The sequence below is a fragment of the Nocardia sp. NPDC056000 genome (genome assembly GCF_042269265.1).
GTDB lineage: Bacteria > Actinomycetota > Actinomycetes > Mycobacteriales > Mycobacteriaceae > Nocardia.
The window spans coordinates 291,432-317,715 of the sequence record NZ_JBHJXS010000015.1 but is presented as its reverse complement, the minus strand read 5'-3'; the positions used below and the strand labels follow the sequence as shown (position 1 = coordinate 317,715).

The 26,284-nt window shown below is 66.5% G+C and carries 25 protein-coding genes and 1 tRNA gene; 14 read left to right on the top strand and 12 right to left on the bottom strand.

Annotated features, from left to right (window positions below):
* Positions 1-47 precede the first annotated feature (47 nt).
* A complete protein-coding gene (locus ACFC4D_RS38195; RefSeq protein ID WP_376070796.1) occupies positions 48-1,613 on the bottom strand; it encodes an ABC transporter substrate-binding protein in 1,566 nt (521 codons plus the stop codon).
* Between the two features lie 420 nt (positions 1,614-2,033).
* On the opposite strand from ACFC4D_RS38195, the gene acs reads away from it, so the two are divergent.
* From acs to ACFC4D_RS38175, 4 genes are all read left to right on the top strand, one after another.
* Positions 2,034-3,980, top strand: coding sequence for an acetate--CoA ligase (gene acs / locus ACFC4D_RS38190; RefSeq protein ID WP_376070757.1), 1,947 nt, complete (start codon positions 2,034-2,036; stop codon positions 3,978-3,980).
* A 227-nt stretch (positions 3,981-4,207) separates the two neighbouring features.
* Complete coding sequence (gene nhaA / locus ACFC4D_RS38185) at positions 4,208-5,434, top strand: Na+/H+ antiporter NhaA (RefSeq protein WP_375962234.1); 1,227 nt, start codon at positions 4,208-4,210, stop codon at positions 5,432-5,434.
* A 42-nt stretch (positions 5,435-5,476) separates the two neighbouring features.
* The gene (locus tag ACFC4D_RS38180) at positions 5,477-5,992 is read left to right on the top strand and encodes a phage holin family protein (protein ID WP_364637524.1); all 516 of its coding nucleotides are present in this window, start codon (positions 5,477-5,479) and stop codon (positions 5,990-5,992) included.
* Between the two features lie 32 nt (positions 5,993-6,024).
* Positions 6,025-6,969 (top strand): alpha/beta fold hydrolase, encoded by a 945-nt coding sequence (locus tag ACFC4D_RS38175; protein ID WP_376070793.1) that lies wholly within the window; start codon positions 6,025-6,027, stop codon positions 6,967-6,969.
* Positions 6,970-7,044: 75 nt separating this feature from the next.
* On the opposite strand, the gene ACFC4D_RS38170 is transcribed toward ACFC4D_RS38175, so the two are convergent.
* From ACFC4D_RS38170 to nth, 4 genes are all read right to left on the bottom strand, one after another.
* Positions 7,045-8,238, bottom strand: a complete 1,194-nt coding sequence (locus ACFC4D_RS38170; protein WP_375962231.1) for a MarP family serine protease — start codon at positions 8,236-8,238, stop codon at positions 7,045-7,047.
* On the bottom strand, positions 8,235-8,948 hold the full coding sequence (locus ACFC4D_RS38165) for an NUDIX hydrolase (protein WP_375962229.1): 714 nt from the start codon (positions 8,946-8,948) through the stop codon (positions 8,235-8,237). Before ACFC4D_RS38165 ends, ACFC4D_RS38170 begins: the two co-directional genes overlap by 4 nt.
* Before the next feature lie 64 nt (positions 8,949-9,012).
* Entirely contained in the window at positions 9,013-9,615 is a 603-nt protein-coding gene (locus ACFC4D_RS38160) for a TlpA family protein disulfide reductase (RefSeq protein ID WP_376070754.1), read from the bottom strand.
* A gap of 188 nt (positions 9,616-9,803) precedes the next feature.
* Complete coding sequence (gene nth, locus ACFC4D_RS38155; protein WP_376070791.1) at positions 9,804-10,580, bottom strand: endonuclease III; 777 nt, start codon at positions 10,578-10,580, stop codon at positions 9,804-9,806.
* Between the two features lie 115 nt (positions 10,581-10,695).
* Here nth and ACFC4D_RS38150 point away from each other — a divergent pair, with 115 nt between their 5' ends.
* Both ACFC4D_RS38150 and ACFC4D_RS38145 read left to right on the top strand, forming a co-directional pair.
* Positions 10,696-10,938 carry a hypothetical protein gene (locus tag ACFC4D_RS38150; protein WP_153802894.1) on the top strand — a complete coding sequence of 81 codons (243 nt, stop codon included), beginning with the start codon at positions 10,696-10,698 and terminating at the stop codon, positions 10,936-10,938.
* A 272-nt stretch (positions 10,939-11,210) separates the two neighbouring features.
* Complete coding sequence (locus tag ACFC4D_RS38145; RefSeq protein ID WP_019044571.1) at positions 11,211-11,885, top strand: Crp/Fnr family transcriptional regulator; 675 nt, start codon at positions 11,211-11,213, stop codon at positions 11,883-11,885.
* Between the two features lie 77 nt (positions 11,886-11,962).
* Here ACFC4D_RS38145 and ACFC4D_RS38140 read toward each other — a convergent pair whose 3' ends face one another.
* The 3 genes from ACFC4D_RS38140 to ACFC4D_RS38130 all read right to left on the bottom strand — a co-directional run bounded on the left by ACFC4D_RS38140 (position 11,963) and on the right by ACFC4D_RS38130 (position 13,486).
* Positions 11,963-12,772, bottom strand: coding sequence for an MBL fold metallo-hydrolase (locus ACFC4D_RS38140; protein WP_376070751.1), 810 nt, complete (start codon positions 12,770-12,772; stop codon positions 11,963-11,965).
* A gap of 82 nt (positions 12,773-12,854) precedes the next feature.
* Positions 12,855-13,322 (bottom strand): RidA family protein, encoded by a 468-nt coding sequence (locus ACFC4D_RS38135; RefSeq protein ID WP_364637516.1) that lies wholly within the window; start codon positions 13,320-13,322, stop codon positions 12,855-12,857.
* Positions 13,322-13,486 (bottom strand): DUF4177 domain-containing protein, encoded by a 165-nt coding sequence (locus tag ACFC4D_RS38130; protein ID WP_157535338.1) that lies wholly within the window; start codon positions 13,484-13,486, stop codon positions 13,322-13,324. The genes ACFC4D_RS38135 and ACFC4D_RS38130 overlap by 1 nt, the downstream gene beginning before the upstream one ends.
* Positions 13,487-13,657: 171 nt before the next feature.
* Here ACFC4D_RS38130 and ACFC4D_RS38125 point away from each other — a divergent pair, with 171 nt between their 5' ends.
* A complete protein-coding gene (locus ACFC4D_RS38125; protein ID WP_375962217.1) occupies positions 13,658-14,677 on the top strand; it encodes an ArsA-related P-loop ATPase in 1,020 nt (339 codons plus the stop codon).
* A gap of 2 nt (positions 14,678-14,679) precedes the next feature.
* Entirely contained in the window at positions 14,680-15,846 is a 1,167-nt protein-coding gene (locus tag ACFC4D_RS38120; RefSeq protein WP_375962214.1) for an ArsA family ATPase, read from the top strand.
* A 144-nt stretch (positions 15,847-15,990) separates the two neighbouring features.
* On the opposite strand, the gene ACFC4D_RS38115 is transcribed toward ACFC4D_RS38120, so the two are convergent.
* Positions 15,991-16,314: a WhiB family transcriptional regulator gene (locus ACFC4D_RS38115; RefSeq protein ID WP_067569470.1), complete on the bottom strand. Its 324-nt coding sequence runs from the start codon at positions 16,312-16,314 to the stop codon at positions 15,991-15,993.
* Between the two features lie 301 nt (positions 16,315-16,615).
* Here ACFC4D_RS38115 and ACFC4D_RS38110 point away from each other — a divergent pair, with 301 nt between their 5' ends.
* Complete coding sequence (locus ACFC4D_RS38110; protein ID WP_375962212.1) at positions 16,616-18,979, top strand: penicillin-binding protein; 2,364 nt, start codon at positions 16,616-16,618, stop codon at positions 18,977-18,979.
* A gap of 164 nt (positions 18,980-19,143) precedes the next feature.
* Here ACFC4D_RS38110 and ACFC4D_RS38105 read toward each other — a convergent pair whose 3' ends face one another.
* Positions 19,144-19,608 carry a GatB/YqeY domain-containing protein gene (locus tag ACFC4D_RS38105; protein WP_375962209.1) on the bottom strand — a complete coding sequence of 155 codons (465 nt, stop codon included), beginning with the start codon at positions 19,606-19,608 and terminating at the stop codon, positions 19,144-19,146.
* A 69-nt stretch (positions 19,609-19,677) separates the two neighbouring features.
* On the opposite strand from ACFC4D_RS38105, the gene ACFC4D_RS38100 reads away from it, so the two are divergent.
* From ACFC4D_RS38100 to ACFC4D_RS38090, 3 genes are all read left to right on the top strand, one after another.
* The gene (locus ACFC4D_RS38100) at positions 19,678-20,640 is read left to right on the top strand and encodes a metallophosphoesterase (RefSeq protein ID WP_364637505.1); all 963 of its coding nucleotides are present in this window, start codon (positions 19,678-19,680) and stop codon (positions 20,638-20,640) included.
* A gap of 52 nt (positions 20,641-20,692) precedes the next feature.
* On the top strand, positions 20,693-21,808 hold the full coding sequence (locus ACFC4D_RS38095; RefSeq protein ID WP_376070749.1) for a hypothetical protein: 1,116 nt from the start codon (positions 20,693-20,695) through the stop codon (positions 21,806-21,808).
* Between the two features lie 89 nt (positions 21,809-21,897).
* Positions 21,898-21,971: transfer RNA gene (locus ACFC4D_RS38090), tRNA-Pro, on the top strand.
* An 82-nt stretch (positions 21,972-22,053) separates the two neighbouring features.
* Here ACFC4D_RS38090 and ACFC4D_RS38085 read toward each other — a convergent pair.
* On the bottom strand, positions 22,054-22,914 hold the full coding sequence (locus tag ACFC4D_RS38085; protein WP_376070746.1) for a helix-turn-helix transcriptional regulator: 861 nt from the start codon (positions 22,912-22,914) through the stop codon (positions 22,054-22,056).
* Between the two features lie 140 nt (positions 22,915-23,054).
* Here ACFC4D_RS38085 and ACFC4D_RS38080 point away from each other — a divergent pair, with 140 nt between their 5' ends.
* Positions 23,055-23,666: a YbhB/YbcL family Raf kinase inhibitor-like protein gene (locus tag ACFC4D_RS38080; RefSeq protein WP_376070744.1), complete on the top strand. Its 612-nt coding sequence runs from the start codon at positions 23,055-23,057 to the stop codon at positions 23,664-23,666.
* Between the two features lie 62 nt (positions 23,667-23,728).
* Here the strand turns inward: ACFC4D_RS38080 and ACFC4D_RS38075 are convergent, their stop codons facing one another.
* On the bottom strand, positions 23,729-25,318 hold the full coding sequence (locus ACFC4D_RS38075; protein WP_376070742.1) for a succinic semialdehyde dehydrogenase: 1,590 nt from the start codon (positions 25,316-25,318) through the stop codon (positions 23,729-23,731).
* Positions 25,319-25,443: 125 nt separating this feature from the next.
* Between ACFC4D_RS38075 and ACFC4D_RS38070 the strand changes: the two genes are divergently transcribed.
* On the top strand, positions 25,444-26,265 hold the full coding sequence (locus ACFC4D_RS38070; protein WP_375962198.1) for a crotonase/enoyl-CoA hydratase family protein: 822 nt from the start codon (positions 25,444-25,446) through the stop codon (positions 26,263-26,265).
* Positions 26,266-26,284: the final 19 nt, after the last annotated feature.

Here is a 26,284-nt window from a genome sequence, read left to right as displayed (position 1 = left end):
GGAACGGTGATGTACACCGTGCCGCAACCCATTTCCCTAGCAGCGGTTTACTTTTCGATGTTCTCGAAGTCGAACAGTCCCGACCAGGAGACGTCGGCCTTCTTCACCTTGTCCGAGCGGCCCGCCGCGACGTTGTAGTCGAAGACGGGGATATCGGCCATATCCCGGAACAGCACGGCCTGCGCCTGCGCGATGATGTCGTACGCCGCCTCGGGCGTCGGCGCGGCCAGGGCCTTGTTCAGCAGTCCATCGAATTCCGGGCTGTTGTATCCCGCGTTATTGGTCTCCGACGTGCTCAGATACAGCGCGGTGAGGAATTCGAACATGGACGGGTAGTCACCCTGCCAGCCGTACCGGAACGCCTTGCCGATGGTCTTGGCCTGGATCTCGTCGCGAATGCTCTTGAACGTCGGGTAGGGCGCGCCCACCGCGTCGATGCCGAGGGTGTTCTTGACGCTGTTGGCCACGGCCTCGATCCACGCCTGATGGCCGCCGTCGGAGTTGTAGGCGATCTGATAGGTCCCCGACCACGGTGAGATGGCATCGGCCTGCGCCCAGAGCTTCTTGGCTTCGTCCGGGTTGAATTTCAGCACCTCGGAGCCGGGCAGCCCGTCGCGGAAGCCGGGCAGGGTGAAGGCGGTGAAGTCCTTGGTGGGGACGCGGGTGCCGTGGAAGATGTTGGTGGCGATCTGTTCCCGGTTGATGGCCATCGAGATGGCCTTGCGGCGCAGCACGCCCTCGGGGCCGGAGAAGTGCGCGAGATTCGGCTGACTGCCGATGTGCTGGCTGTACGCGATCGGCTTGTGGATGGCGCGGTCGCCGAGATCCTGTTCGTAGGTGGCCAGCGCGGTATCCGGAATCACGTCCAGCGCATCGAGATTGCCCTGCAGCAGGTCGGCGTACGCGGTGTCCATATTCGCGTACATCTTGAACCGCAGGCCCTTGTTCTTGGCCGGGCGGCCGCCCGGGTAGTCAGGGTTGGGGACCAGTTCGATCTGCACATTGTGTTGCCAGGCACCGGTATTGGCGAATTTGTACGGTCCGTTGCCGATCGGGTTCTCGCCGTACGCCTTCATATCCTTGTACGCCGCGTCGGGCAGCGGATAGAACGGCGCGAAGCCGAGCTCGAGTTCGAAGTCGATGGACGGCTGCTTCAGATCGACGGTGAAGGTGTGGTCGTCGACCACCTTCAGACCCGACATGGTCTGCGCCTTGGGCGGGGTCGCGGAGACGTCCTCGTACCCGAGGATGGGGGTGAAGGCCCAGTTCTGCAACTGTGCGTTGGTGCCGAGGGCGCCGTAATTCCAGGCGTCCACAAAGGATTTCGCGGTGACGGCGGTGCCGTCGGTGAATTTCCAGTCCGGCTTGATGGTGATCTTGTAATGCTGCCGGTCGGTGGTCTCGATGGACTGCGCCATCTCGTTGTGCGGGGTGCCGCCGCCGTCGTAGTACTTGAGCCCGGCCCACAGCCGGTCCACCACGCGGCCGCCCATGTTCTCGTTGGTGTTGGTGGGCACCAGGGGGTTCTGCGGTTCGGCCGCGTTCACACTCACGAGGTCGTCACCGCTGCTGCTGTCCGAGGAGCAGCCGGTCAGCGCGAAGCTCGTGGCCATCAACGCTGCGGCCGCCACCGCGGTTATCGTCTTGATTCTCAACGCATTTCTCCCGGTGTCCGGAAATGGCGAGGGGAAGGTGACGCGCGCCGGAGGTCCTTCAGCGCTCAACCACGATCCGCCTTGGGTGAAACGGACAGTAACCGTCCGGACAGCGGGTGTCAGCGGATCGAAACGGGATTGTTCGCCTTGTTAGCAATCCGGCAACATGAGCGACTCGCGCGGGGGGCCGTACCTGACACATTGCACAATGCCCGGTCCGGGTGGTTCACGGTTCGGTCACACGCCGGGTGGGAATGTCGCGAATGCACAGAGTGGGACCGAAGGCGACAGCCGGGCACGACGCAGATCACACTCGGTTAGGGTCGAACGTGGCCGCGGTCACCCCGTGGCCGGCACGCGCGAGAGAAGAAGAGAGAGATGACCGAAAGCACCGCCGATCACCTGGATGCCTATCCACCGAGCGCTGAGTTCGCCGCCTCCGCCAACGCCGACGCCGCGCTGTACGAGCGGGCCGCGGCCGATCGTGAGGGGTTCTGGGCCGAACAGGCCCAGCGCCTGCACTGGGCGCAGCCGTGGACCCGCGTCCTGGACTGGGATGACGCGCCCTTCGCCAAATGGTTCGTTGACGGCAAGCTGAACGTCGCCTACAACTGCGTCGACCGGCATGTGCTGGACGGGCACGGCGATCAGGTCGCCATCCACTGGGAGGGCGAGCCGGGCGATTCCCGCGCCATCACCTATGCCGAGCTGCTGGCCGAGGTGTCACGCGCCGCGAACTATCTGACCTCGATCGGCCTCGTCGCCGGGGACCGCGTCGCCATCTACATGCCGATGCTGCCCGAGGCCGTCGCCGCCATGCTGGCCTGCGCGCGGCTGGGCCTGCCGCATTCGGTGGTCTTCGCCGGATTCTCGCCGAGCGCGCTGCGCCAGCGCATCGACGACACCGGGGCGCGGCTGGTCATCACCACCGACGGGCAGTGGCGGCGCGGTAAGCCCGCCCCGCTCAAGGAGGCGGTGGACGAGGCTCTCGCGGACGGTAATTCGACCGTCGAGCAGGTGCTGGTGGTCAACCGCACCGGGATCGACACGCCCATGACCGAGGGCCGCGACGTGTGGTGGCACGAGACCGTGGCCGACGCGTCGCCCGAGCACGAGGCGCAGCCGTTCGATGCCGAGCATCCGCTGTTCATCCTCTACACCTCCGGCACCACCGGGAAGCCCAAGGGCATCCTGCACACCTCCGGCGGCTATCTGACCCAGGCGTCGTACACGCACAACTACGTGTTCGATCACAAGCCCGGCCAGGACGTGTACTGGTGCACCGCCGATATCGGCTGGGTGACCGGACATTCGTACATCGTGTACGGGCCGCTGGCCAATCGCGCGACCTCGGTGTTGTACGAGGGCACCCCGAATTTCCCTGACGAGCACCGGCATTGGCAGATCATCGAGAAGTACGGGGTGTCGATCTACTACACCGCCCCGACGCTGGTGCGCACATTCATGAAGTGGGGCAGGGAGATTCCCGACGCGCACGATCTGTCGAGCGTGCGCGTGCTCGGTTCGGTGGGCGAGCCGATCAATCCCGAGGCGTGGCGCTGGTACCGGGATGTGGTGGGCGCCAACAAGACTCCCATCGTGGACACCTGGTGGCAGACCGAGACCGGCACCATCATGATCTCGCCGCTGCCGGGCGTCACCGCGGCCAAGCCGGGCGCGGCCATGACCCCGCTGCCGGGCATCTCGGCCAAGGTCGTCGACGAAGAGGGCAAGCCGGTCGTACTGGGCGAGACCGAGGCCAACGGGTACCTGGTGCTCGATGAGCCGTGGCCGTCCATGCTGCGCGGCATCTGGGGCGATAACGAGCGCTACCGGGAGACCTACTGGGCACGCTACGGCGACCAGGGCTGGTACTTCGCCGGTGACGGGGCCAAGCTCGACGCCGACGGCGATCTGTGGGTGCTGGGGCGCGTCGACGACGTCATGAACGTGTCGGGCCACCGCATTTCGACCGCGGAGGTGGAATCGGCGCTGGTCGGTCACTCCGGCGTCGCCGAGGCGGCGGTGGTCGGCGCGTCCGACGAGACCACCGGCCAGGGCATCGTGGCCTTCGTGATCCTCACCGCGGGAGCGCAGAACACCGGGGATGACCTGGTGGCCGAGCTCAAGGCCGAGGTCTCCCGGGAGATCTCCCCCATCGCCCGCCCGCGCGAGATCCACGTGGTTCCCGAGCTGCCCAAGACCCGCTCGGGCAAGATCATGCGCCGCCTGCTCCGCGATGTGGCCGAGGGCCGCGAACTGGGTGACACCTCAACCCTGGTGGATCCCAACGTTTTCGAGGCGATTCGCGCCGGTAAGGCGTAAAGCTCCGGCGCACAACGGCATCGGCCCCATGACCGGTTGGTCATGGGGCCGATTCGCGTTCCGCGCAGGTCGCGCGACACGACCCGGGTCCTTATGTCCGGAATCAACCGTTAGAATTGCGTAAGGTGTGCCGGGAAGTCTGGTCGGCATGCGGTATGCGCCGACCGAGCTCCGGTGAGTCGCACTCCGCAGGTTCTGTCGACCGCACAGCCGGAAAGGTGCACCCTTTGATTGTTCAGTTGCGCTCCGAATTGTCCCGCTATCTCCGGACCGAAACCTTCGGTGGCGCACTGCTTCTCATCGCGGCGGCGACCGCGGTGCTGTGGGTGAACTCCGCGTGGGGCGCGAGCTACACGACCATGACCGAGACCCATCTCGACATTCCCGCGCTGCATCTGAATCTGACCCTGGCCGACTGGACCAAGGACGGACTGCTCGCGATCTTCTTCTTCGTCGCCGGACTGGAACTCAAACGGGAACTGGTGGTCGGCGAACTGGCCGATCCCAAACGCGCCACCCTGCCCATCGTGGCGGCCATCGGCGGTGTGGTGATGCCCGCGCTCATCGCCATCGGCATCGGCTGGGGCGTGGAGGGTATGGATCGCGGCTGGGCGGTCCCGGTCGCCACCGATATCGCGTTCGCGCTGGCGGTGCTGGCGCTCACCGGTTCTCGCATTCCGGCGGGCGCGCGGGTGTTCCTGCTGAGCCTGGCCGTGGTGGACGATCTGATCGCCATCATCCTGATCGCGGTGCTGTTCACCACCACGCTGAAGATGCTGTGGCTGGCGATCGCCATCCTGTGCTGCGCGGTGTGGGCGCTGGGCCAGTGGAAGCGCATCGGGACGCCGTTCCTGTACGTGCCGCTGGCGCTGCTGGCCTGGTACTCGCTGCACGAGGCGGGCATTCACCCGACCCTCGCGGGCGTGGCGCTCGGTCTGCTCACCCGGGTGCGGCCCGATCCCGACGAGGACGAGCACTGCGTGCCCGCGGCCAAACTGGAGCACTTCTTCCAGCCCATCTCCGCGGCGCTCTGCGTACCGCTGTTCGCGCTGTTCGCCTCGGGCGTGAAGCTCGATACCGAGGTGTTCTCGGAGCTGTTCACGAACCGGATCTCGCTCGCCATCATCGTGGGCCTGCTGGCCGGTAAAACCCTCGGCATCTTCGGGTTCGCTTGGCTCGCGGTACGTCTCGGTATCGCCCAGCGGCCCGACGATCTTGATTATCGGGACATGTTCGCCCTGTCGGTACTAGGCGCGATCGGCTTCACCGTTAGCCTCTTGGTGGCAGAACTCGCACTCGCGGACGTCGGCGACGGCTCCGCGGTCGAACTCGCGAAAGCAGCGGTGTTGCTGACGTCTTTGGCGGCTTCCCTGGCAGGATCGGCACTACTGTTGCGTCGTGGCCGCGCCCACCAGGCGCGCCGTGACGAGCGGGCACTGCAAGGACAACAGTGAGCGACACCGGGGAGTTCCGGGACATGGAGAAGGGTCGAGCAATTGAGCTTCACACAGGGCGGTAACGGGCGAAACGGGGACCGCACCCGCACCATCACCTCGATTCCGCTGTCCGATGTCGATACGCACGAATCGGCGACCATCGGCAGCCTGGTGCGTGACGCGACCGAACAGATGTCGACCCTGGTGCGCGCCGAAGTCGCGCTCGCCAAGGCCGAGGTGACCGGCGAGGTCAAGAAGGGCCTGCAGGGCAGCGTCTTCTTCATCGCGGCGCTGACCGTCCTGCTGTTCAGCTCCTTCTTCTTTTTCTTCTTCCTCGCCGAACTGCTGGACGTATGGGTGTACCGCTGGCTGGCGTTCCTCATCGTCTTCCTGCTGATGATCGTGGCGACGGCGGCGCTGGCGCTGTTCGGCTATCTCAAGGTGCGCAAACTGCGCGCGCCGGAGAAGACCATCGAATCGCTCAAGGAAGTGAAGACGGTGCTGCCCAGCGGTTTCAGCGGCTCCGGTGAGCATTCGGCGGACGCCGGCGCGGGTCTCGGCAAGCCGCGGCTGTAGACCGTCGATTAGTCTCCTTCGGCGTGTCGTCGATATCGCCCCCCGATCCGTCCGCTGTCCGTTACGACGGACCGTGGACCCATCGGGATGTGCACGCCAACGGCATTCGCTTCCACGTGGTCGAAGCGATGCCCGCGGGCGGCGTGGTCTTCGCGGATCCGGAAACGCCGCTGGTGGTGCTGCTGCACGGCTTCGGTGACTTCTGGTGGTCGTGGCGGCATCAACTGACCGCGCTGTCCGAACTGGGCTATCGCGCGGTCGCGATGGATCTGCGCGGCTACGGCGACAGCGATAAACCACCGCGCGGCTATGACGGCTGGACGCTCGCCGGTGATATCGCCGGACTCATTCGCGCGCTCGGGCATACCGAGGCCACGCTCGTCGGCCACGCCGAAGGCGGGCTGGTGTGCTGGGCGACCGCGGTGCTGCAACCGCGCGTGGTGCGCGCCATCGGACTGGTGAGCTCACCGCATCCGGCGGCGCTCAAGAGTTCCATCCTGCGCGACGGCAAACAGCGCGCCACCTGGCTGCCGAACTTCCTGCGCTATCAGATCCCGCGCTACGCGGAGAACCTCATCACCGCCGACAACGGGGCCGAGATAGAACGCCTGCTGCGCCAGCACGCCGGTGAACACTGGTCCGCCACACCGGAATTCGCGGACACCGCGGAACGCATGCGCACCGCCATCCGGATTCCGGGCGCGGCACACTGTGCGCTGGAATACCAGCGCTGGGCCTTCCGCAGCCAATGGCGGCCCGACGGTGCGCGATTCATGGAAACCATGCGCGAACCGATCGACATCCCCGTGCTGTCCATGCACGGCGACCGCGACCGCTACATCCTGACCAGCACCATTCGCCGCGGCCAGGAATTCTCCCCGCAGCGCCGCGTCATCACCATCCCGGACGCGGGACACTATGCGCACCAGGAGAATCCGGCGGCTGTAACCACGGAGCTCGCCAAACTCCTGGCCTGACAACATTCGTCATACCGACATGATTTCGGCCGGGATCCAGGGTGGATCCCGGCCGAATTCGCGCTGCGGGCGGTGTCAGCTCAGGACGCAGCTGCCGGTGCCGACCGGGGTCGAATCTCCGGCCGCGCCATTCACTTCCGGGCGCACCTCGTCCAGGGTCAGGACGTAGCCGGTGTCGTCGTCGGTGACGGCGGCACCGAAGACCACGCCGAGGATATTGCCGTCGGTGTCGACCAGCGGGCCGCCGGAGTTACCCGCGCGGACCTGACCGCGCACCGTGTACACCTCGCGCTGCACATTGTTGTCGCGATAGATGTTGGGGCCCTTGAGATCCAGGGTCTCGCGGACACGGGCGGCGCTGGCCGTGTAGCGGCCGCCGCCCGGGTAGCCCAGCACGATCGCGGATTCACCGGAGTTGGCGGCCTTGGGGGCCAACGGGATCACCGGCGCGTTCAGACCCGGCACCGCCAGAACCGCGATGTCCTTGGAGGAGTCGAACAGCACGACCTGCGCCTCCATCGACCCGCGCGCGGTGTCCACACTCACCGTGCTGGTGCCCGCGACCACGTGCGCGTTCGTCATGACGCGCTCGGGCGCGACCACGAAGCCCGAACCCTCCAGCTGCCGTTGGCAACTCGGCGCGATACCGCGAATGCGCAACACGCTCGACTGCAGCGATTGCGCCACCGGCAATTGCAGCACGCTGGCATCCGGCGGCTCCACGGCCGCGATCGGGACGCGCCCGAACGGTCCGATGACGTCCGGCAGCCCGGAAGTGTTGAGCAGGTTGGAGAATTCGTTCGGCACCCGCCGCAGCCAATCCGGTGCGACATGGTCCACATTCACCAGGACCTGAGAGTTCTTGACCGCGGCCGCGATTCCCGGCTGCGACGAATTCGCCAGCGGCAGCGCCAGCAGCCAGGCCGTGGCCAGCACCGCCGCCATCTGCAGGCCCGCGCCGACCACGCTGTCCACGCTGCGGGTGAACGGATCGCGCATACCGCTGCGCGCGGCCCGGCCCAGCACCATGCCCGCCACCTCGCCGACGATCACCAGGGCCACGATCAGCAGGACGCCGACCAGCACCCGGGATCGCCCCTCGCTGAGGTGGATCAGGATGTGCGGTGCGATCAGAATGCCCGCGACCGCACCCAGGACCACGCCTAGGAAAGCCAGCGCGGACGCGACCGCACCCTGCCGCCACCCGGAGGTGGCGGCCAGCAGCGCCAGAATCAAGATGCCGAGGTCGAGCCAGGCCGAAGAACTCATAACGTCATCCCAACCGCGGCCAAAGAGGCCTGCAGATCACGCACATCGTGATGGTCCCATTCATGTTCCCAACCGGAGACCGCGAGCAGTCCGGCCAGTACTCCCCCGGTGAAGCCCCACACCAGCATGCCGTCGACGGTGAACGCCGGACCCATATAGCCGAGTGGATGCCGCACCACGAATCTGTTCGCCGGATCGATGAGGTCCGCGACCGGCACCCGCACCACGCGGGTCGCCTCGTTCTCGCTGACCACGCCGACCTCGCCCGGGGTGCGCCAGTACGCGACCACCGGCGTCACATCGAAGCGCGACGGCGGCACGAAGATCTTGGGCAGCACGGCGATCGGCTCGACGCCCGCCGGATCCAGGCCGGTCTCCTCCTGGGCTTCGCGCAGCGCGGTGCCGATGGGACCGTCATCGCCGGGTTCCACCCCGCCGCCCGGGAACGCCACCTGACCGCTGTGCGTGCGCATGGTCGCCGCGCGCTGGGTGAGCAGCACATCGGCGTCGGCGGGCAAGCCGCCCAATGCGTTCGGATCGGCCGTCTCGTCACCGCTGAAGAGCACCAGCACGGCGGCCTCGCGCGCCCGCATGGCGGCCGAAGCGAGCCGCTTCAGGATCGGATTCATGCCGGTCGGATCGGCCGGATCGTGGTCGGCCACCCCGCGCAGCCACTCCGGAATGGAGCCCGTAGGCACCTCGAGTCTCATGCCCACGCTCCAAGATCGACCACCACACCAGCAACCACCAAGCCGCACAAGCTATTTCGCCACCTCACGCCCGCACCCCGAGCTCAGCCGCGACGGTATCGGCGATGTCATCGACGCTCTTGAACGGGCGCACAACGAGTTTGGCGATCGAGCCATCCGCGCGCAACAGGACGGAGATCGGCAATACCGCGGGCGCGCCGACGGCGGTGCGCACCTTGGTATCCGGATCCTCCACCCCGGGCAGATGAATCCCGAGCCCGGTCAACCGCGCCAGCCCCTTGGCCGTACCCGGATCACTGTGCACCGTCAGCACCGTGATCGACGCCGACGCCCGATCCGAGAACTGTTGCAGCAGCGGCAGTTCCTCCGCACACGGCCCACACCAGTACGCCCACAGATTCAGCAGCGCGGGCTTCCCCGCCAGCGCGGCGGTCAAATCCATGGGGCTGCCATTGGAGAGACAGTTCAACGTCAATCCACGCAGCGGACCGTCGGCAACCGGAGCCCCCGACGGAGCAGGACAGTCGACCAGCGCGGCCCGCGCCCGCTCACTCGCGGAAACCGGTTTGCCGCCGGGCGCGGCGGTACCACCGGCCGAACCCCCACCGGAGCTGGAGCACGACGCCACAGCCAACACAAAAGCCGCGAGCAAGGCGATCAGGCTCACCCGTCGGTGAATTCCGCTACGACCGCGTCGGCTCCGGCCCGCCCGCTCGACCTCGCGAACCGGTCCGATCCCGCGAATTCCGGTGCGTCGACCGGAGTCCCGGCCGGAAGCGGAGGTCGGATGGCCGTGTTCGCCCGCGGTGTCGTGCGACCGTGGGTGTGCGGTGTGCTCGGGTGGAGCCGCAGGGCTCACAGCCCCACCAGTTCCAGCAGGTGCTCGGTTTCCGGGCCTTTGACCAGGGCGGCGGCGACGGCCGGATCGGTGGGGCCGGTGCCGTACGAAGGGCAGTCCTTGGCGAGGATGCAGGCGCCGCACGCCGGTTTGCGGGCGTGGCAGACGCGACGGCCGTGGAAGATGACGCGGTGCGAGAGCATCGTCCACTCTTTGCGTTCGATGAGCGCGCCGACGATGTGCTCGACCTTCACCGGATCTTCTTCATCCGTCCACCCCCAGCGCCGGACCAGGCGGCCGAAGTGGGTGTCGACGGTGATCCCCGGGACGCCGAAGGCATTGCCGAGGATGACGTTCGCGGTCTTGCGGCCGATGCCGGGCAGCTCCACCAGCTGGTTCAGCGTATGCGGGAGTTCGCCGTCATAGCGTTCGACCAGCGCCTGACCCAACCCCATCAGCGAGCTGGTCTTGTTGCGGTAGAAGCCGGTCGGCCGGATGAACTCCTCCAGCTCGGCCCGATTCGCCTCGGCGTAATCGCGGGCGCTGCGGTACTTGGCGAACAACGCGGGTGTGGTCAGGTTCACTCTGACGTCCGTGCACTGCGCGGAAAGGATTGTGGCCACGGCCAATTCGAGGGGCGTGGTGAAGTCGAGTTCGCAGTGTGCGTCCGGAAAGGCCAGCGCGAGCGTGCGATTCATCCGGCGGGCGCGACGCACCAGGCCGGTGGGGGTTTCCTTGGCGCGCGACTTCGCTTTCCCGCCGGCGGGCGCAGCTGCGCCGAGGGCGGGAGTCACCTGGCTGGATGTCGAGACACGCACGCGTCCACCTTACGTAACCTGTAAGCCCCATCAACCGGGCTGCGCACCCGCCGTGTTCCATCTGAGACCTTCGCCGTGTTTACTCCTCCCTATGCAAGGACTCGCTGTGGTGCTGTTTCCGATAGCGCTGATGCTGTTCGCATTGGTGATGGAACGTGTCGAGAACCGGCTTCGCAAGCTGCTCGAGCCCGATCCGGAGGTGCAGCAGTACCTGGATCGAGCCACGAATGCCGAGGTCAGTGACCTCACCAAACTGGGATTGCCCGCTGCGGCGGCGCGTCCGCGGCGCGCCCGGCCCGCGGCCAAGGGTCTGGATGTGGCGCAGGCCAGCTGAGCCGACGCGCTCCGCTTTTGACCGATCTGCCGTTTTTCGGCCGGTCGAGAGCATTTTCCGATCTTCATGGGTGAGCTCGACGGCGTGTCGCTAGAGTTGAACTTTGCGTGTCGCGAGATCGACGGTGCGTGTCGTGTAATCGGACTCCGCGTGTCGGAGAATGACCCCGCCGCGTGGTGTCTATCACTACCCGGACGTATTGCAAAGTAGACTGCACTGTCGGCCGAATGCTTCGGTCCAGAACAGAGCCATTTCCCATAAGGAGCACATTCGTGGACGAGGCCCTCGCCAGAGCAGGCATCTTCCAAGGCGTCGAGCCCACCGCGGTGGCCGCCCTCGCCAAACAACTTCAGCCCGTGGACTTTCCGCGCGGTCATGTCATCTTCAACGAGGGTGAACCGGGAGACCGGCTCTACATCATCACCTCCGGCAAGGTGAAGATCGGCCGACGTTCCCCCGATGGTCGCGAGAACCTGCTGACGATCATGGGCCCGTCGGACATGTTCGGCGAGCTGTCCATCTTCGATCCGGGCCCGCGCACCTCGACGGCCACCACCGTCACCGAGGTCCGCGCGGTCACCATGGATCGGGACGCCCTCAAGGCCTGGATCGATCAGCGCCCGGAGATCGCCGAGCAGTTGCTGCGGGTGCTCGCCCGTCGTCTGCGCCGGACCAACAACAACCTGGCCGACCTCATCTTCACCGATGTGCCCGGTCGTGTCGCCAAGGCGCTGCTGCAGCTCGCACAGCGCTTCGGCACCCAGGAAGCGGGCGCGCTGCGCGTGACCCACGACCTGACCCAGGAGGAGATCGCCCAGCTGGTCGGCGCCTCTCGCGAAACCGTGAACAAGGCCCTGGCCGACTTCGCGCACCGCGGCTGGCTGCGGCTCGAGGGCAAGAGCGTGCTCATCTCCGACTCGGAGCGCCTGGCCCGCCGCGCGCGGTAGTCACAGCGACACAGGGGAACAGAGACTCGTAGGGACCGGGTCGCCACGAAAGTGACGACCCGGTCCCTTCGTGCGTATCAGCCCTCGGCGCGAATGTACGCGAGCTGGGCCTGCACCGAACTGTGCGCGGCGGGCCAGAGCCGCTTGTCCACGTCGGCGTAGACCTTCGCGACGATCTGCAGCGCCTTCGCGCTGGGGCCCAGCTCTGCCAGGGCCGCCCGCACCTGATTCAGGCGCTCCTCGCGATGCTTGATGTAAAAATCGATGACCGGCAGGGCATCCGGATGATCCGGGCCGTGCGCGGGCAGCAGCACTCGCGCCGGGGCCGCCTCGGCCAGCCGCTTCAGCGAGTTCAGGTAGTCGGCGAGCGCACCGTCGCGGGATTCGAGAACCGTGGTCCCGGTACCCAATACGGTGTCGCCGGTGAGCAGCGCGGCATCCCCGTCATCCGGGCCGTCCACCAGGAAACTCACCGAATCCTCGGTATGCCCGGGGGTTGCCAGCACCGTGATGCGGAGTCCGGCCGCCTCGATGACCTCTCCGCCGGCGAGCACCGCGGTCGACCCGTGCAGGAATTGGGAGTCCTTGGCGCGCACCGGGGTTCCGGTGGCCTTCACCAGGCGGTCGATACCGCCGGTGTGATCGGCGTGATGATGCGTGATCAGCGTCAGCGCGATCCTGCCGCCGGTCTCGCGCACCAGCGCCTCGGTGTGCTTGCGATCCTTGGGACCCGGGTCGACCAGCACATAGTCGGTGCTGCCCGGAGCGCGCAGCAGCCAGGTGTTGGTGCCCTGCAAGGTCATTCCGCTGGGATTGTCGGCCAGCACCACACCGGCGGACGGAGTCACTTGCCGCAGTTGTTCATACGCGGGATGAGTGAGGGTCATATTTCTGTCCTAACCCAGGGAGTGCGGCGGGTCCAGGGTTGGACGCACCACACTTCCCACGTCTCCTCGAACGGGCAAGCGCTCAGCGCACTTCGGCGATGAGTTCCACTTCCACGGGGGTGTTCTTCGGGAGTTCGGAGACGCCGACGGCCGAGCGCGCGTGCACGCCCGCATCGCCGAAGACCTCGCCGAGGAAATTCGACGCACCGTTGATGACGACCGGCTGATCGGAGTAGCCGGGGGCCGAGGCGACGAAGCCGACGACCTTCACGATGCGCACCACATTGTCGAGCCCGACCAGATCATGCACGGCCGCAAGCGCATTGAGCGCGCACAGCTGAGCGGCCTCGGCGGCCTGTTCGGTGGAGACCTCCGCGCCGACCTTGCCGGTGACGGTGAGCTGCCCGTCCACGAACGGCAGCTGGCCGGAGGTGTAGACGAGGTTCCCGGTCCGGATGGCCGGAATGTACGAGGCCACGGGCGCGGCCACGGCGGGCACGGTGACGCCCAGCTTCTCCAGGTTTTCCGCCCACGCGGTGGCGGCGGTCATCAGTTCTTGGGTCGCTTCAGGTAGGCGACGTGCTGCTCACCGGTCGGCCCGGGCAGTACCGAGACGAGCTCCCAGCCGTCGGACCCCCACTGGTCGAGGATTGCCTTGGTGGCGTGCGTCAACAGCGGCACGGTCGCGTACTCCCACGCGGTCACATCACTCATGGTCGTGAGATTAGCCCCGGTCCCGGCCGTCCCATACCTCGGACCCTGCTCTGGCACATTCGATATCAGGAAATCGAGAATTCCAGAGTGGTGTATCAGACAGTTGGTGTCACTTGTGGGCATGAACCAGGAACGGGTTATAGGCTCGCGAGCGTGGGAGTACCGATAGCAGTGCCCGTTTCGGTTGAGCCGGGGGTCGAAGCAGGTTGGCCGGAGCGGGCGGACAAGGCCCGCCTGCATTACGTATCCGGGAAGGGCGGCACCGGGAAGTCCACGGTCGCGGCCGCACTGGCGCTCGCGCTCGCGGCGGGGGGCCGCCGCGTGCTGCTGGTCGAGGTCGAGGGCAGACAGTCCATCGCCCAGCTCTTCGATCTGCCGCCGTTGCCGCCCACCGAGACTCGCATCGCCACCGCCGAGGGCGGCGGCGAGGTGCTGGCCCTCGCGCTGGATGTCGAGCACGCCTTCCTCGAATACCTGGACATGTTCTACAACCTGGGTTTCGCGGGCCGGGCCATGCGCCGGGTGGGTGCGATCGAATTCGTCACCACCATCGCACCGGGCCTGCGGGACGTGATCCTGACCGGCAAGATCAAGGAATGCGCGGTGCGCGTCGACAAGTCGGGTAAACCGGCCTATGACGAAATAGTCATCGACGCCCCGCCGACCGGGCGGATCGCCAGCTTCCTGGACGTCACCCAGGCCATGGCCGAGATCGCCGGCGGCGGTCCGATCGCCTCGCAGGCCGAGGGCGTCTCCAAACTGCTGCATTCGCCGCAGACCATGATCCACCTGGTCACGCTGCTGGAGGCGCTGCCGGTGCAGGAGACCGCGGACGCGGTCGCCGAACTCACCGCCAATGACCTGAATATCGGCACCGTCATCGTGAATCGGGCCAATCAGGGCTATCTGCCGCGCGCACTGCGGGAGAAGGCCGCCGCGGGCGAACTAGATACCGACGCGCTGCGCGCCGGACTCGCCGAAGCCGGAATCACCCTGTCCGAGGCCGACTTCCAGGGCCTGGTCGCCGAGACCGTGGAGCATTCCGCCCGCCTGCACGCGCAGGACGAGAGCGCCGAGGAATTGGCGCAGGTGGATATCTCGCGGCTGTACCTGCCGTCACTGGCCGACGGTATGGATCTGGGCGGGCTGTACGAGCTGGCCGAAGTATTGAGCGCGCAGGGAGTCCGCTGACCATGATCGTTCCGGCCAATACCGTCCCCCTGGACATTTCGAAGATGCTCGCCGATCCGACCTCGCGCATCGTGGTGTGCTGCGGTTCCGGCGGCGTCGGCAAGACCACCACCGCCGCGGCCATCGCGCTGCGCGCCGCCGAGGCGGGCCGCAAGGTCGTCGTGCTGACCATCGACCCGGCACGCCGGCTCGCGCAATCACTGGGCGTCAGCGATCTCGGAAACACCCCGCAGAAGGTCGAATTGGGAGAGGGCGTCAAGGGCGAGCTCTACGCCATGATGCTGAATATGCGCCGCACCTTCGATGACATGGTGCTCGAGCACACCAGTCCGGAGAAGGCCGAGCAGATCTTCGCCAATCCGATCTATCAGACCGTGGCGTCCTCGTTCGGCGGCACATCCGAGTACATGGCAATGGAGAAGCTCGGGCAGCTGGCGAGCAAACGCGAGTGGGACCTGATCGTGGTCGACACACCGCCCTCGCGGAACGCCCTGGACTTCCTCGACGCGCCCAAGCGTCTCGGCAATTTTTTGAACGGCAAGATGATCCGCGTGATCATGGCGCCGGGCCGTGGTGTGGGCAAACTGGTCGCCGGTGCGATGAGCCTCGCACTGCGTGGCGTGTCCACGATCGTCGGCGGACAGCTACTCAAGGACGCCTCGGTGTTCCTGCAATCGCTGGAGTCCATGTTCGGCGGATTCCAGGATCGCGCGGATCGCACCTACGCCATGCTGTCCCGGCCGGGCACGCATTTCATCGTGGTGGCGGCGGCCGAACCGGACGCGCTGCGGGAGGCGTCGTTCTTCGTGGACCGCTTGTCCACGGACAAGATGCCTTTGGCGGGGCTGGTGCTCAATCGCACGCACCCCGTACTGAGTTCGCTCTCGGCCGAGCAGGCACAGGTCGCGGCGGACAAGCTGGCCCCCGCGACGGCGGTGAACGGCGAATCCGAGACCCCGGCCGCGCTGGCGGCCGCCGTACTGCGGATTCACGCGCAGCGGGCGGTGACGGCGAAGCGGGAACAGCATCTGCTGCACCGGTTCACGGGCGCGCACCCGCGGGTGCCGATCGCGGCGGTGACGGCCCTGCCGTTCGAGGTCGCCGATCTCGAGGCGTTGCGAGCGGTCGGCGATCAGCTGGCCGAGGCGGGAGCCGCCCGAACCGCCTGACGCATATGCGCCAGCGTTGGCGCGACTGCGCAACCCCCCTGAATTACGACGGAGGATTTGCCTGTTCTGCCCGTTCCGACCCCAGACACGGACCGAGCCCGCATCAGCGGGCTCGGTCCGTTCTGCCTATGGGAATACGGCTGATTACATGGCTACTTTCTGCGTACGCTGGACACGGAAGAAGTCCGCCCAGGAGGTCACCTCGGGATGCTGCTTCAGCAGCGCGCGACGCTGCCGTTCGGTCATGCCGCCCCACACACCGAACTCGACCCGGTTGTCCAGGGCGTCCGCCCCACATTCCATCAGCACCGGGCAGTGCCGGCAGATGGTTGCCGCCTTGCGCTGGGCAGCGCCGCGCACGAACAACTGGTCGGGATCCACTTCCTTGCATCGGGCCTGGGAAACCCAGGCGATCCTTGCTTCGGCCTGCTCCACGTCCAATCGAGCTATCGGGGTAGTCATGTGCATTTAAGTGCCCCTTTGCAGTCCGAACACCGGGTCACGGCGCTCCAGAATCGCGTGTGCAGCGCGCAGATACCCAACCCCACTGCGAACTGCACCACATTCCACTTTGAGTGTTAGCTCTATCACACTGGGTTCTCAATCTAGATAGTGGTGTAGCGCTCGCGCAAGACCGTCCTGAGATTTTCTGGTACGTCCGTCCATGCATTCGTTGCCTAAAACCGGCCAGTCGGCATCTTTGAGACGAATGGACACCCCGTGCCCGGGCGAGCGCCAAGCACCGGAAAGGGCAATTAGGCTAGGGGCCGTGCCGATCACACGAACGCTCGCGAGACTGGCCGGCAGCTGCGTCCTGGCCGCCGTTCTCCTCGCCGGGCTGCTGTTCCCACTCGCCGGCGGCTTCGGCTATATCTCCAACCGAGCCGCCGACGCCGTAGACAACGTCTCCGCCGAACTGGTGGAAGGCGCGGTCCCGGCGGTGTCGACCATGGTCGACGCCAACGGGCAGCCGTTCGCGTGGCTGTACGAGCAGCGCCGATTCGAGGTCCCCAGCGACAAGATCTCCAACGACATGAAGCTCTCGCTCGTGTCGGTTGAGGACAAACGCTTCGCCGAACACGGTGGCGTGGACTGGCAGGGCACCTTCCGTGCCTTCCTGACCAACACCAGCGGCGGCGAAGTGCAGCAGGGTGGTTCGACCATCGACCAGCAGTATGTGAAGAACTATCTGCTGCTCGTGGTCGCCAAGACCGACGCCGAACGCCGCGCCGCCATCGAGACCACGCCCGCCCGCAAGATCCGCGAGATCCGCATGGCGATGACGCTGGACAAGCAACTCACCAAGGACGAGATCCTCACCCGATACCTGAACCTGGTCCCGTTCGGCAATTCGTCGTACGGCATCCAGGACGCCGCCCAGACGTACTTCGGCGTGGACGCCAAGGATCTGAACATCGTGCAGTCCGCCATGCTGGCGGGCATGGTGCAGTCCAGCTCCAAGCTGAACCCGTACACCAACCCCGCGGGTGTGCTCGAACGCCGGAACACCGTGCTGGACACGCTCATCGCGAATATCCCCAGCCGGGCCGACGAGTTCCGCAAGGCCAAGACCGATCCGCTGGGCGTGCTGCCCGAGCCCAAGGGGCTGCCGCGCGGCTGCATCGCGGCCAATGATCGCGGGTTCTTCTGCGATTACGCGCTGCAGTACCTGGCCAATGCCGGGATCAGCCGCGATCAGATCGACAAGGGCGGCTACCTGATTCGCACCACCCTCGATCCGGATGTGCAGAACTCGACCAAGGCGTCGGTGACCGCGAACGCGGACCCGAATCTGGACGACATCGCCTCGGTGATGAATGTGGTTGCCCCGGGACAGGATTCGCATCCGCTGCTGGCGATGGCGTCGAGCCGCACCTACGGACTGGACGGCAATGCGCATCAAACCGTGCAGCCGCAGCCGTATTCGCTGGTCGGTGACGGCGCGGGCTCGATTTTCAAGATCTTCACCACGGCCGCGGCGATGGAGAAGGGGCTCGGCATCAGCGCACAGCTGGACGTCCCCGCGAACTTCCAGGCCAAGGGCATGGGTAACAGTGGCACGCCGGGCTGCCCGGCCGAGACGTATTGCGTGAAGAACGCGGGCGCGTACAAGTCGCCGATGTCGGTGACCGAGGCGCTGGCGACCTCACCGAATACCGCCTTCGTCAAGCTGATCCAGGCCGTCGGCGTCACGCCGACGGTGGATATGGCCGTGCGCCTCGGCATGCGCTCGTACGCGCAGCCCGGAACCTCCGGGCATGGGAATCAGAGCCTGGCGGACATGGTGAAGGATCAGAACCTCGGTTCCTTCACCCTGGGCCCGGTCGGCGTGAACGCGCTGGAGCTGTCGAATGTGGCCGCGACACTGGCCTCCAGTGGTCGCTGGTGCCCGCCCACCCCCATCAAGGAGGTGCTGGACCGCAGCGGTAAGCCGGTGCCGCTCACGCAGCAGGCGTGCGAGCAGGTGGTCGATCCGGGTCTGGCCAATACGCTCGCCAACGCGCTGAGCCATGACGTGGTCAGCGGTACCGGTGCCGGTGCCGCCGGATCGGTCGGCTGGAACTTCCCGCTGTCCGCCAAGACGGGAACCACCGAAACGCACCGCTCCTCGGCCTTCCTGGCGTTCAGCGGCTCGTTCGCGGGTTCGGCGTACATCTACGGTGACAGCCCCACTCCGGGCGAGATCTGCTCGTACCCGCTGCGCAATTGCGGCAGCGGAAACCTGTACGGCGGTAATGAACCGGCGCGAACCTGGCTGGGCGCGATGAAGAACGTGCTCGGCAAGTTCCCGCCGCTGAGTCTGCCGCCGCTGGACGACAAGTACGTGCGCGGCTCGAACAACTCGCAGATTCCGGATGTGATCGGCCAGAACCAGGCCGAGGCGACCGGCAATCTGATCGCCGCCGGATTCCAGGTATCGGTGACCTCCACGCCCGGTGCGAACAAGGGCACGGTCATGAGCATCTCGCCGGATGGTTCGGCCATCCCCGGCTCGGTGATCACGATCTACGTCAGCGACGGCACCCAGCATCCGCTGCCGTCCGCCGCTCCCCCACCATCCCTCCCGGGGATCCAGTTGCCGGGCCTCCCGCAACTCCCCCCGATCCCCATCCCCATCCCGATCCCCCGCTAGCGCGGTAAAGAACCGCTAGCGCGGAGAAGAACCGAAGCGGCCCCTCGCCAATGGCGAGGGGCCGCACTCGTTCCCACGATCGTGATCACTCCCGCCTCCAGCGGAACGCAAGGGCCCCTCGCCGGTATCGGGGAGGGGCCCTGATGCTTTCGCGTATCGCGCGGTCAGAGGCGGGCTTTGACCGCCGCGGAGACGCGGGTGCCGTCGGCGCGCCCGGCGGCGAGGGCGGTGGCGACCTTCATGACCTGGCCCATCTGGCGCATGCCGGGGCGTTCGCCGAGTTGTTCGGCGACGTCGGCGATGGCGGTGTCGGCGATATCGGCCACCTCGGCGTCGGTGAGCGGGGTGGGCAGGTACTCCTCGATGATCTGTTCCTCGGCGCGCTCGGTGGCGGCGAGTTCTCCGCGCCCGGCCTGCTCGTAGACCACGGCGGACTCATTGCGCTTCTTCGCCTCCTTGGACAGGACGGCGATCACCTCGGCATCGGTGAGTTCCTTCGCCTCCTTGCCGGCGACCTCGGCGGTCTGCACGGCGGCGAGCAGCATGCGCACGGTGTTGAGGCGCAGCGTGTCCTTGGCCTTCATGGCGGTGGTGAGATCCGCGCGCAGCTTCGATTTGAGTTCCGACATGGCCGCCACGGTACCGTTCATCACCCGCGAGGCTCGACGCATTTTCAACGGGTCGCCTATTCTGGGCGAATGCCCGTAATCTCGACCGTCGCCCTTCGCCGTACCGCTCTGGGAGCCGCAGGGGCCGCCGTCGCCGGAGTCGGATACGCCACGCTGATCGAGCGCAACGCCTTCACGCTGCGTGAGGCGACGCTGCCGGTGCTGGCGCCGGGTAAACCCTCGCTCCGGGTGCTGCACATCTCCGACCTGCACATGATGCCGGGTCAGCAGTTGAAACAGGCGTGGTTGCGGGAGCTGGATCGGCTGGAGCCGGATCTGGTGGTGAACACCGGTGACAACCTCTCACATATGAAGTCGGTGCCCGCGGTGGTGCAGGCGCTGGGCGGGTTGCTGGGTCGTCCCGGCATTTTCGTGTTCGGGTCGAACGACTATTTCGCGCCGGTGCCGAAGAATCCGCTGAAGTACTTCAAGAAGGATCACAAGCGCGTTTTCGGTGATCCGCTGCCGTGGCAGGATCTGCGCGCGGCGTTCACCGAGCGCGGCTGGCTGGATCTGACGCATGTGCGCCGCGATATCGAGGTCGCCGGGGTGAAGATCTCCACCGCCGGTGTGGATGATCCGCATCTGAAGCGGGATCGCTACGACACCGTGGCGGGTGCCCCGAATCCGTTGGCGGACTTGAGCATCGGGCTCACGCATTCGCCGGAGCCGCGGGTGCTGGATCGTTTCGCCGGTGACGGTTACGACCTGATCATGGCGGGTCACACCCATGGCGGTCAGCTGTGCGTTCCGGGTTTCGGTGCGCTGGTGACCAATTGCGGTATCGACCGTTCGCGGGTGAAGGGTCCGTCGCAGTGGGGTTCGCATACCCGGCTGCACGTGTCGGCCGGGCTGGGCACGTCGCCGTGGGCGCCGTACCGGTTCTGCTGCCGTCCGGAGGCCACGCTGGTGACTCTGGTCGGCGCGCCGCCCAAGCAGCCGGTGGCGGAGTCGGGTCGCGGGCGCACCACCTCGGAGGCTGTCGCGCGATAGACCCGTTCCGCGATATACAACGCGGTATGTAGTCGTCAGTCAGGGGTGAGCCGTGGCCAGTGGTAATGAACCGAACGAGGATCCGACAACGAAGGGTCCGGATCCGGACTGGTGGCAGGGCGCGCCCGCCGCTGATTCGCCGTGGCAGTCGCATCCGGCGCAGCCGCAGCAGCCCGCACCGAATTACGGTGTGGGCCAGTCGGATCCGACGGTGCATCAGCCGTGGGGGCAGCAGCAGCCGCCCCCGACCGCGCCGTTCACGGGCGGTCAGCCGTATCAGAGCGCCCCGAATCCGTATCAGAGCGCGCCGAGTCAGCCGTATCAGCAAACGCCGTATCAGTCCGGCCCGAATCCGTATCAGCAGCCACCGCCGCAGCCGCCCTACGGTCCGCCCGGTTACGGTCAGCAACCTCCCGGCGGCGGTAAGGGCAAGGGCTGGTTGTTCGCCGGTATCGGCGCGCTGGTGCTGGTGATCATCGGCGCGGTGGTCACCGTGGTGCTGGTGAACCGCGGCTCGAATGATCCTTCGGCACACGGGAATACGACGCCGTCGTTGATCAGCGCGCTCACCACGACCCCGTCGGGCAACAAGCCGAGCACCTCCCCCAAGCCCACCAGCGCCCCGAAGACGTCCACCCCGGCCCCGGTTATCCCCGGCTACCAGGTGGTGACGATCACGGAAAACGGTGCGGCATACGACATTCCGAAGGAATGGAAGCTGGACCGCACCGGTCAGACCAGCTTCAACAGCGGCGGTGATTCCGTTCCGATCGCGGGCCTGGCGCAGGACGGCGTCGACTACTGCCCGAACTACGTCCGCACCAACGTATTCCTCAGTCAGTCAACGGAAACCGATCCCGCCAAGGCCGCCGCCGATATCTCCACCCGCATGGCCAAGATCGGCTGGTCGACCTCCACGGGTTCCACCCCCGGCGCGTCGGAACCCTTCAGCAACACCGATAACCAACTCCAGGGCGTGTATCTGGAGACGAAGGGCAACGCCCCGCCCCCGGCGTCCGGCTGCGCCTCCACCTACTCCATCTACACCTTCGCCTTCCCCGGCGACAACGGCGCGTTCGTCTTCACCATCGCCGCCGACACCGGCGTGGCCAACTCCGTGGACGCCACGCTGGCCAAGAAAATCCTGGCCACGATCCGCCCCCTCTAACCCCCCTCCCCCAACCACATTTACCCCCTCTGACCACCCGATTTATCATCCGGCCCACCCATCGGCTAAGCTACTCCACGTTCACATCACGGGGTGTGGCGCAGCTTGGTAGCGCGCTTCGTTCGGGACGAAGAGGTCGCAGGTTCAAATCCTGTCACCCCGACGTGTTGGTTGAGACACAGGAAAGGCCCTGACTTCGGTCGGGGCCTTTTCGCTGTTTCGGGGTCGGTTCGCGGCTGTTCGAGTCAGCCTGCGGCGGGGTGCAGGGGGTGGGTGCCGAGGAGGTGGGCTCGGGCGGTGATGAGGGTGCGTAATGCGGCCGCTGTGAAGGCATTTGCGGGGGTGAGGACGAAGAGGCGGTGGGCGGAGGTGTCGGGGGCCACCAGGGTGTCGTAATCGAGGGTGAGGGTGCCTTCGGTGGGGTGCTGGAAGCGTTTGCGGCCGTGGTGGCGTTCCTGGACGGTGTGGTCGTTCCACCAGGTGGCGAAATCGGTGCTGGCGGTGCGCAATTCGGTGATGAGGTCGCGCAGGCGGGGGTCTTCGGGGTTGCGGGCGAGGTTGAGGCGGAGGTCACCCACGGTTTCGCGGGCGACCTTGGGCCAGTCGAGCTGGGTGGCCCGGGTGGGTTCGTCCAGGAAGATGAGGCGGGCGATATTGACGCCGGGGAGGAAGTCTTCGCCGAAAAGGGCTGCGGCCGCGGCGTTTCGGGAGAGGACATCGCCTCGGAAGTCCATGGCGTAGGCGGGCAGCAGCGGCATCCCGTCGAGGATCGCCCGCATGGAGGCGCTCAGCGGGGCCTGGGCGCGCTGCGGCGGGGGCTGGGAGCCTCGGGCTATCAGGTGCAGGTGGGAGCGTTCGGAGTCGTTCAGTTGCAGAGCCGCGGCGATGGCGTCCAGGACGGCGGCTCCGGGGGTTACGGCACGACCCTGTTCCAGGCGGATGTACCAGTCGATGCTGACGGCGGCGAGTTCGGCGACCTCTTGGCGGCGCAGGCCGGGGGTGCGGCGTGTGCCGGTGCCGGGCAGGCCCGCGGCCTCGGGCGTCAGTCGTTCTCGCATTGCGCGCAGGAAGGAGCCCAACTCGACTCCGGATTCCGCTCTGTCCACCGGACCATCATGGCGCAGGGCGTTGAGCACGGGCGATCGGGTGGTACGCGGGATACCAGGATGCGGACGGCCTTCTCCGTGATCTCACTATCCAAGATGCTTGTCTCAGAAGTTGAAACAACGGATCTTGGAGGATCGTCATGAACAACATCGCGCGAATCGCGTCCGCCGCCATCGTCGCCTCCGGTCTGCTGAGTGTGGCGGCATGTGGATCTGACAGCGAGCCCGCTACGGCGGCACCGCCCACCGCCGCAGGAGTCACGGTGCGCAGTGTGGCTCCGGCGGGGGCCGCGACGTTCGAGGTGAGCAGTCCGGACGTGAAGGATGGAACGTTCGGGGCGGATAACTTCGCGGGGGCGTTCGGCTGCACCGCGGCCAACCACTCGCCTCGCGTGCGATGGTCGGGTGCTCCGGCGAACGCGAAGAGCTTCGCGGTCACCATGTTCGATCCGGACGCGCCGACCGGCAGTGGCTTCTGGCACTGGGTCAACTGGGATATCGCCCCCACCGCAACGGAATTCGGCACCGGCGTGACCGCAGTGACCGGAACCAACGATGCGGGCGCGGCCGAGTACCTGGGCCCCTGCCCGCCGAGCGGCGATAAAGCGCACAACTACCGAATCACGGTGCTGGCCTTGGACGTTCCGAAGATGGATCTGCCCGCCGCTACTCCCCCGGCGGTCGCCTCGTTCTCGATGAGCAGCCACGTCATCGGCATCGGCCAGCTGTCGGTCAGTGCCCAGCGCCCCTGAACCACGATAACGCAACGACCCCCGGCCCATCAGGGTCGGGGGTCGTTGTCCTACAGGCGTTTTCAGCCCAGGTGCAGCTTCTTCATGAGCCGCAGCGTCATGAGGGTGCTCTTGAGCTGCTTCTCGTAGGGCATGCCCGCGCGGGCGGCGAGGATCTGCTTCTTCTGCACGCCGACATTGATGGTGTCGGTGTACTTGAGGATGCCCGCCGCACCGTGCCGGGTCCCGACGCCGGAGCTCTTGACGCCGCCGGACGGGGTGCCCTTGGCGGCGTAGGTGGTGACGAAGCCGTCGTTGATATTGATGGCTCCGGCTTCGAGCTTCTCGGCGATGCGCCCGGCGCGGGCGAAATCGCCCGCCCAGACGCTGGCGTTGAGGCCGTAGTCGGTGTCGTTGGCCAGGCGGATGGCCTCCTCGTCGCTGCCGAACTTGTAGATGGCCACGACGGGTCCGAAGGTTTCCTTGGTGGCGAGTTCCATATCCTTGGTGACGCCGGTGAGGATGGTGGGCTCGTAGAACGCGGGCCCGATGTCCGGGCGGGGCTTGCCGCCGGTCACCACGGTCGCGCCCTTCTCGCGAGCCTCTTCGACGTGCGCGGACACCCGCTGCATGTGCTCGACCGAGACGAGCGAACCGATCTCCGGGTCGAAGTCGTAGGTGGCTCCGGCTTTCGCACCCAATTCCTCTGCGGCCGTGACGAATCGGCGCACGAACTCGTCGTAGACGCGCTCCTGTACGTAGATGCGCTCGATGTGCATGCAGGCCTGGCCGGTGTTGCCGAAGACTGCGAAGGTGGCACTGGGGATGCATTCGTCGAGGTTGACGTCGTCGAGGACGATCATCGGGTTCTTGCCGCCGAGTTCGAGCGAACAGCCGATGAGGTTGTTGCCCGCCTGTGCGCCGATGGTGCGCCCGGTGTTGGTGGATCCGGTGAACATGACGAAGTCGACATTGTCGATGATGGCCGGGCCGATATCGGGCCCGCCGCCGCACACCACCTGGACGAGTCCGCGCGGCAGTCCCGCCTTGTGCAGCAGTTCGATGCCGAACAGCGTGCACAGCGCGGTCTTGTTGTCCGGCTTGAGGATCAGCCCGTTGCCCGCCATGAGCGCGGGGGCGGAGTCGGACATGGAGATGGCGAACGGGAAGTTCCACGGCGCGATGACCGCGACGACGCCCTTGGGGCGGTGCTCTTCGGTCGAGCTGGTGATGACCGGCATGGGTCCGCTGCGCTTCTTGGAGCGCAGGGTCTTCTCGGCGGTCTTGAGGTAGTGCGCGATGACCATCGGGGTGTCGCAGGCTTCTTCGATGGCCATGCGGCGGGCCTTGCCGCAGCCGATCTGGATGAGGTCGGCGATGGTCTCGATCTCGGTGAGGATCAGCTCGTGCGCGCGCTCGAACACTTCGAGGCGCTGCTTGAGCGGGCGGCGTGCCCACTCGACCTGGGCGGCGCGTGCGATGGCGACGGCGGCCTCGACGTCTTCGGGCGAGGACTGCGGCAGCTTGCCGACCACGTCACCGGTGTAGACCTCGATCATGTCGAAGGGTTCGCGGACCTCGCCCGCGGTGCCCGCCGTCACCATGCCGGTGAGCCGGTTGATCAAGGATTCCGTTACCCGGGGCGGCAGCTTGCTCTGCGTACTCGTACTCATGGCATATCTCCCATAACTTGCCGCCCGTGACGGCGGTCACCACGATCCAAACTAGAACACGTTATTGTTCAAGACAACGGCGCGGGGTAGTTTCGTCCCCGAATCTGCGGAAAGAAAGGTCGGCGATGACGACAGCCACCACTGAAACAAGTAGCAATACCGAGCCTCATGCTCTCGTGGAGAAGCGTGGCGGCACGCTGATCGTCACCATGAATCGCCCCACCGCCAAGAACGCGCTCACCGGCGAGATGCTGAGCATCATGACCGAGGCGTGGGAGCGGGTGGACAGTGATCCGGAGATCCGCTGCTGCATCCTGACCGGTGCGGGTGGCGCGTTCTGCGCGGGCGCGGACCTCAAGGCCATGTCCAAGCGTAACCCGAGCGACGGCATGGGCGAGGGCTCCGCGTTCGACCCGACCCGGATGCCGGGACTGCTCAAGGGCTACCGCCTGAGCAAGCCGCTGATCGCCGCGGTCGAGGGTCCGGCCATCGCGGGCGGCACCGAGATCCTGCAGGGCACCGATATCCGCATCGCCGGTGAGAGCGCCAAATTCGGTGTCTCCGAGGCGAAGTGGAGCCTGTTCCCGATGGGCGGGTCGGCGGTGCGACTGCCGCGCCAGATCCCGTACACGGTGGCGGCGGAGCTGCTGCTGACCGGCCGGCACATCACCGCGGCGGAGGCGTTGCAGCACGGGCTGATCGGGCATGTGGTGCCGGACGGGACCGCGCTGGACAAGGCCCTGGAGATCGCCGAGTTGATCAATAACAATGGGCCGCTTGCGGTTCAGGCGATCCTGAAGGTGATCCGCGATACCGAGGGCCTGCACGAGGAGGAGGCCTTCAAGATCGACGCGAAGGTCGGCCTGCCGGTCTTCCGCAGCGAGGACGCGAAGGAGGGCCCGCGCGCGTTCGCCGAGAAGCGTAAGCCCAACTTCCAAGGCAAGTAGGGTGGTTGGGGGCCGCGGC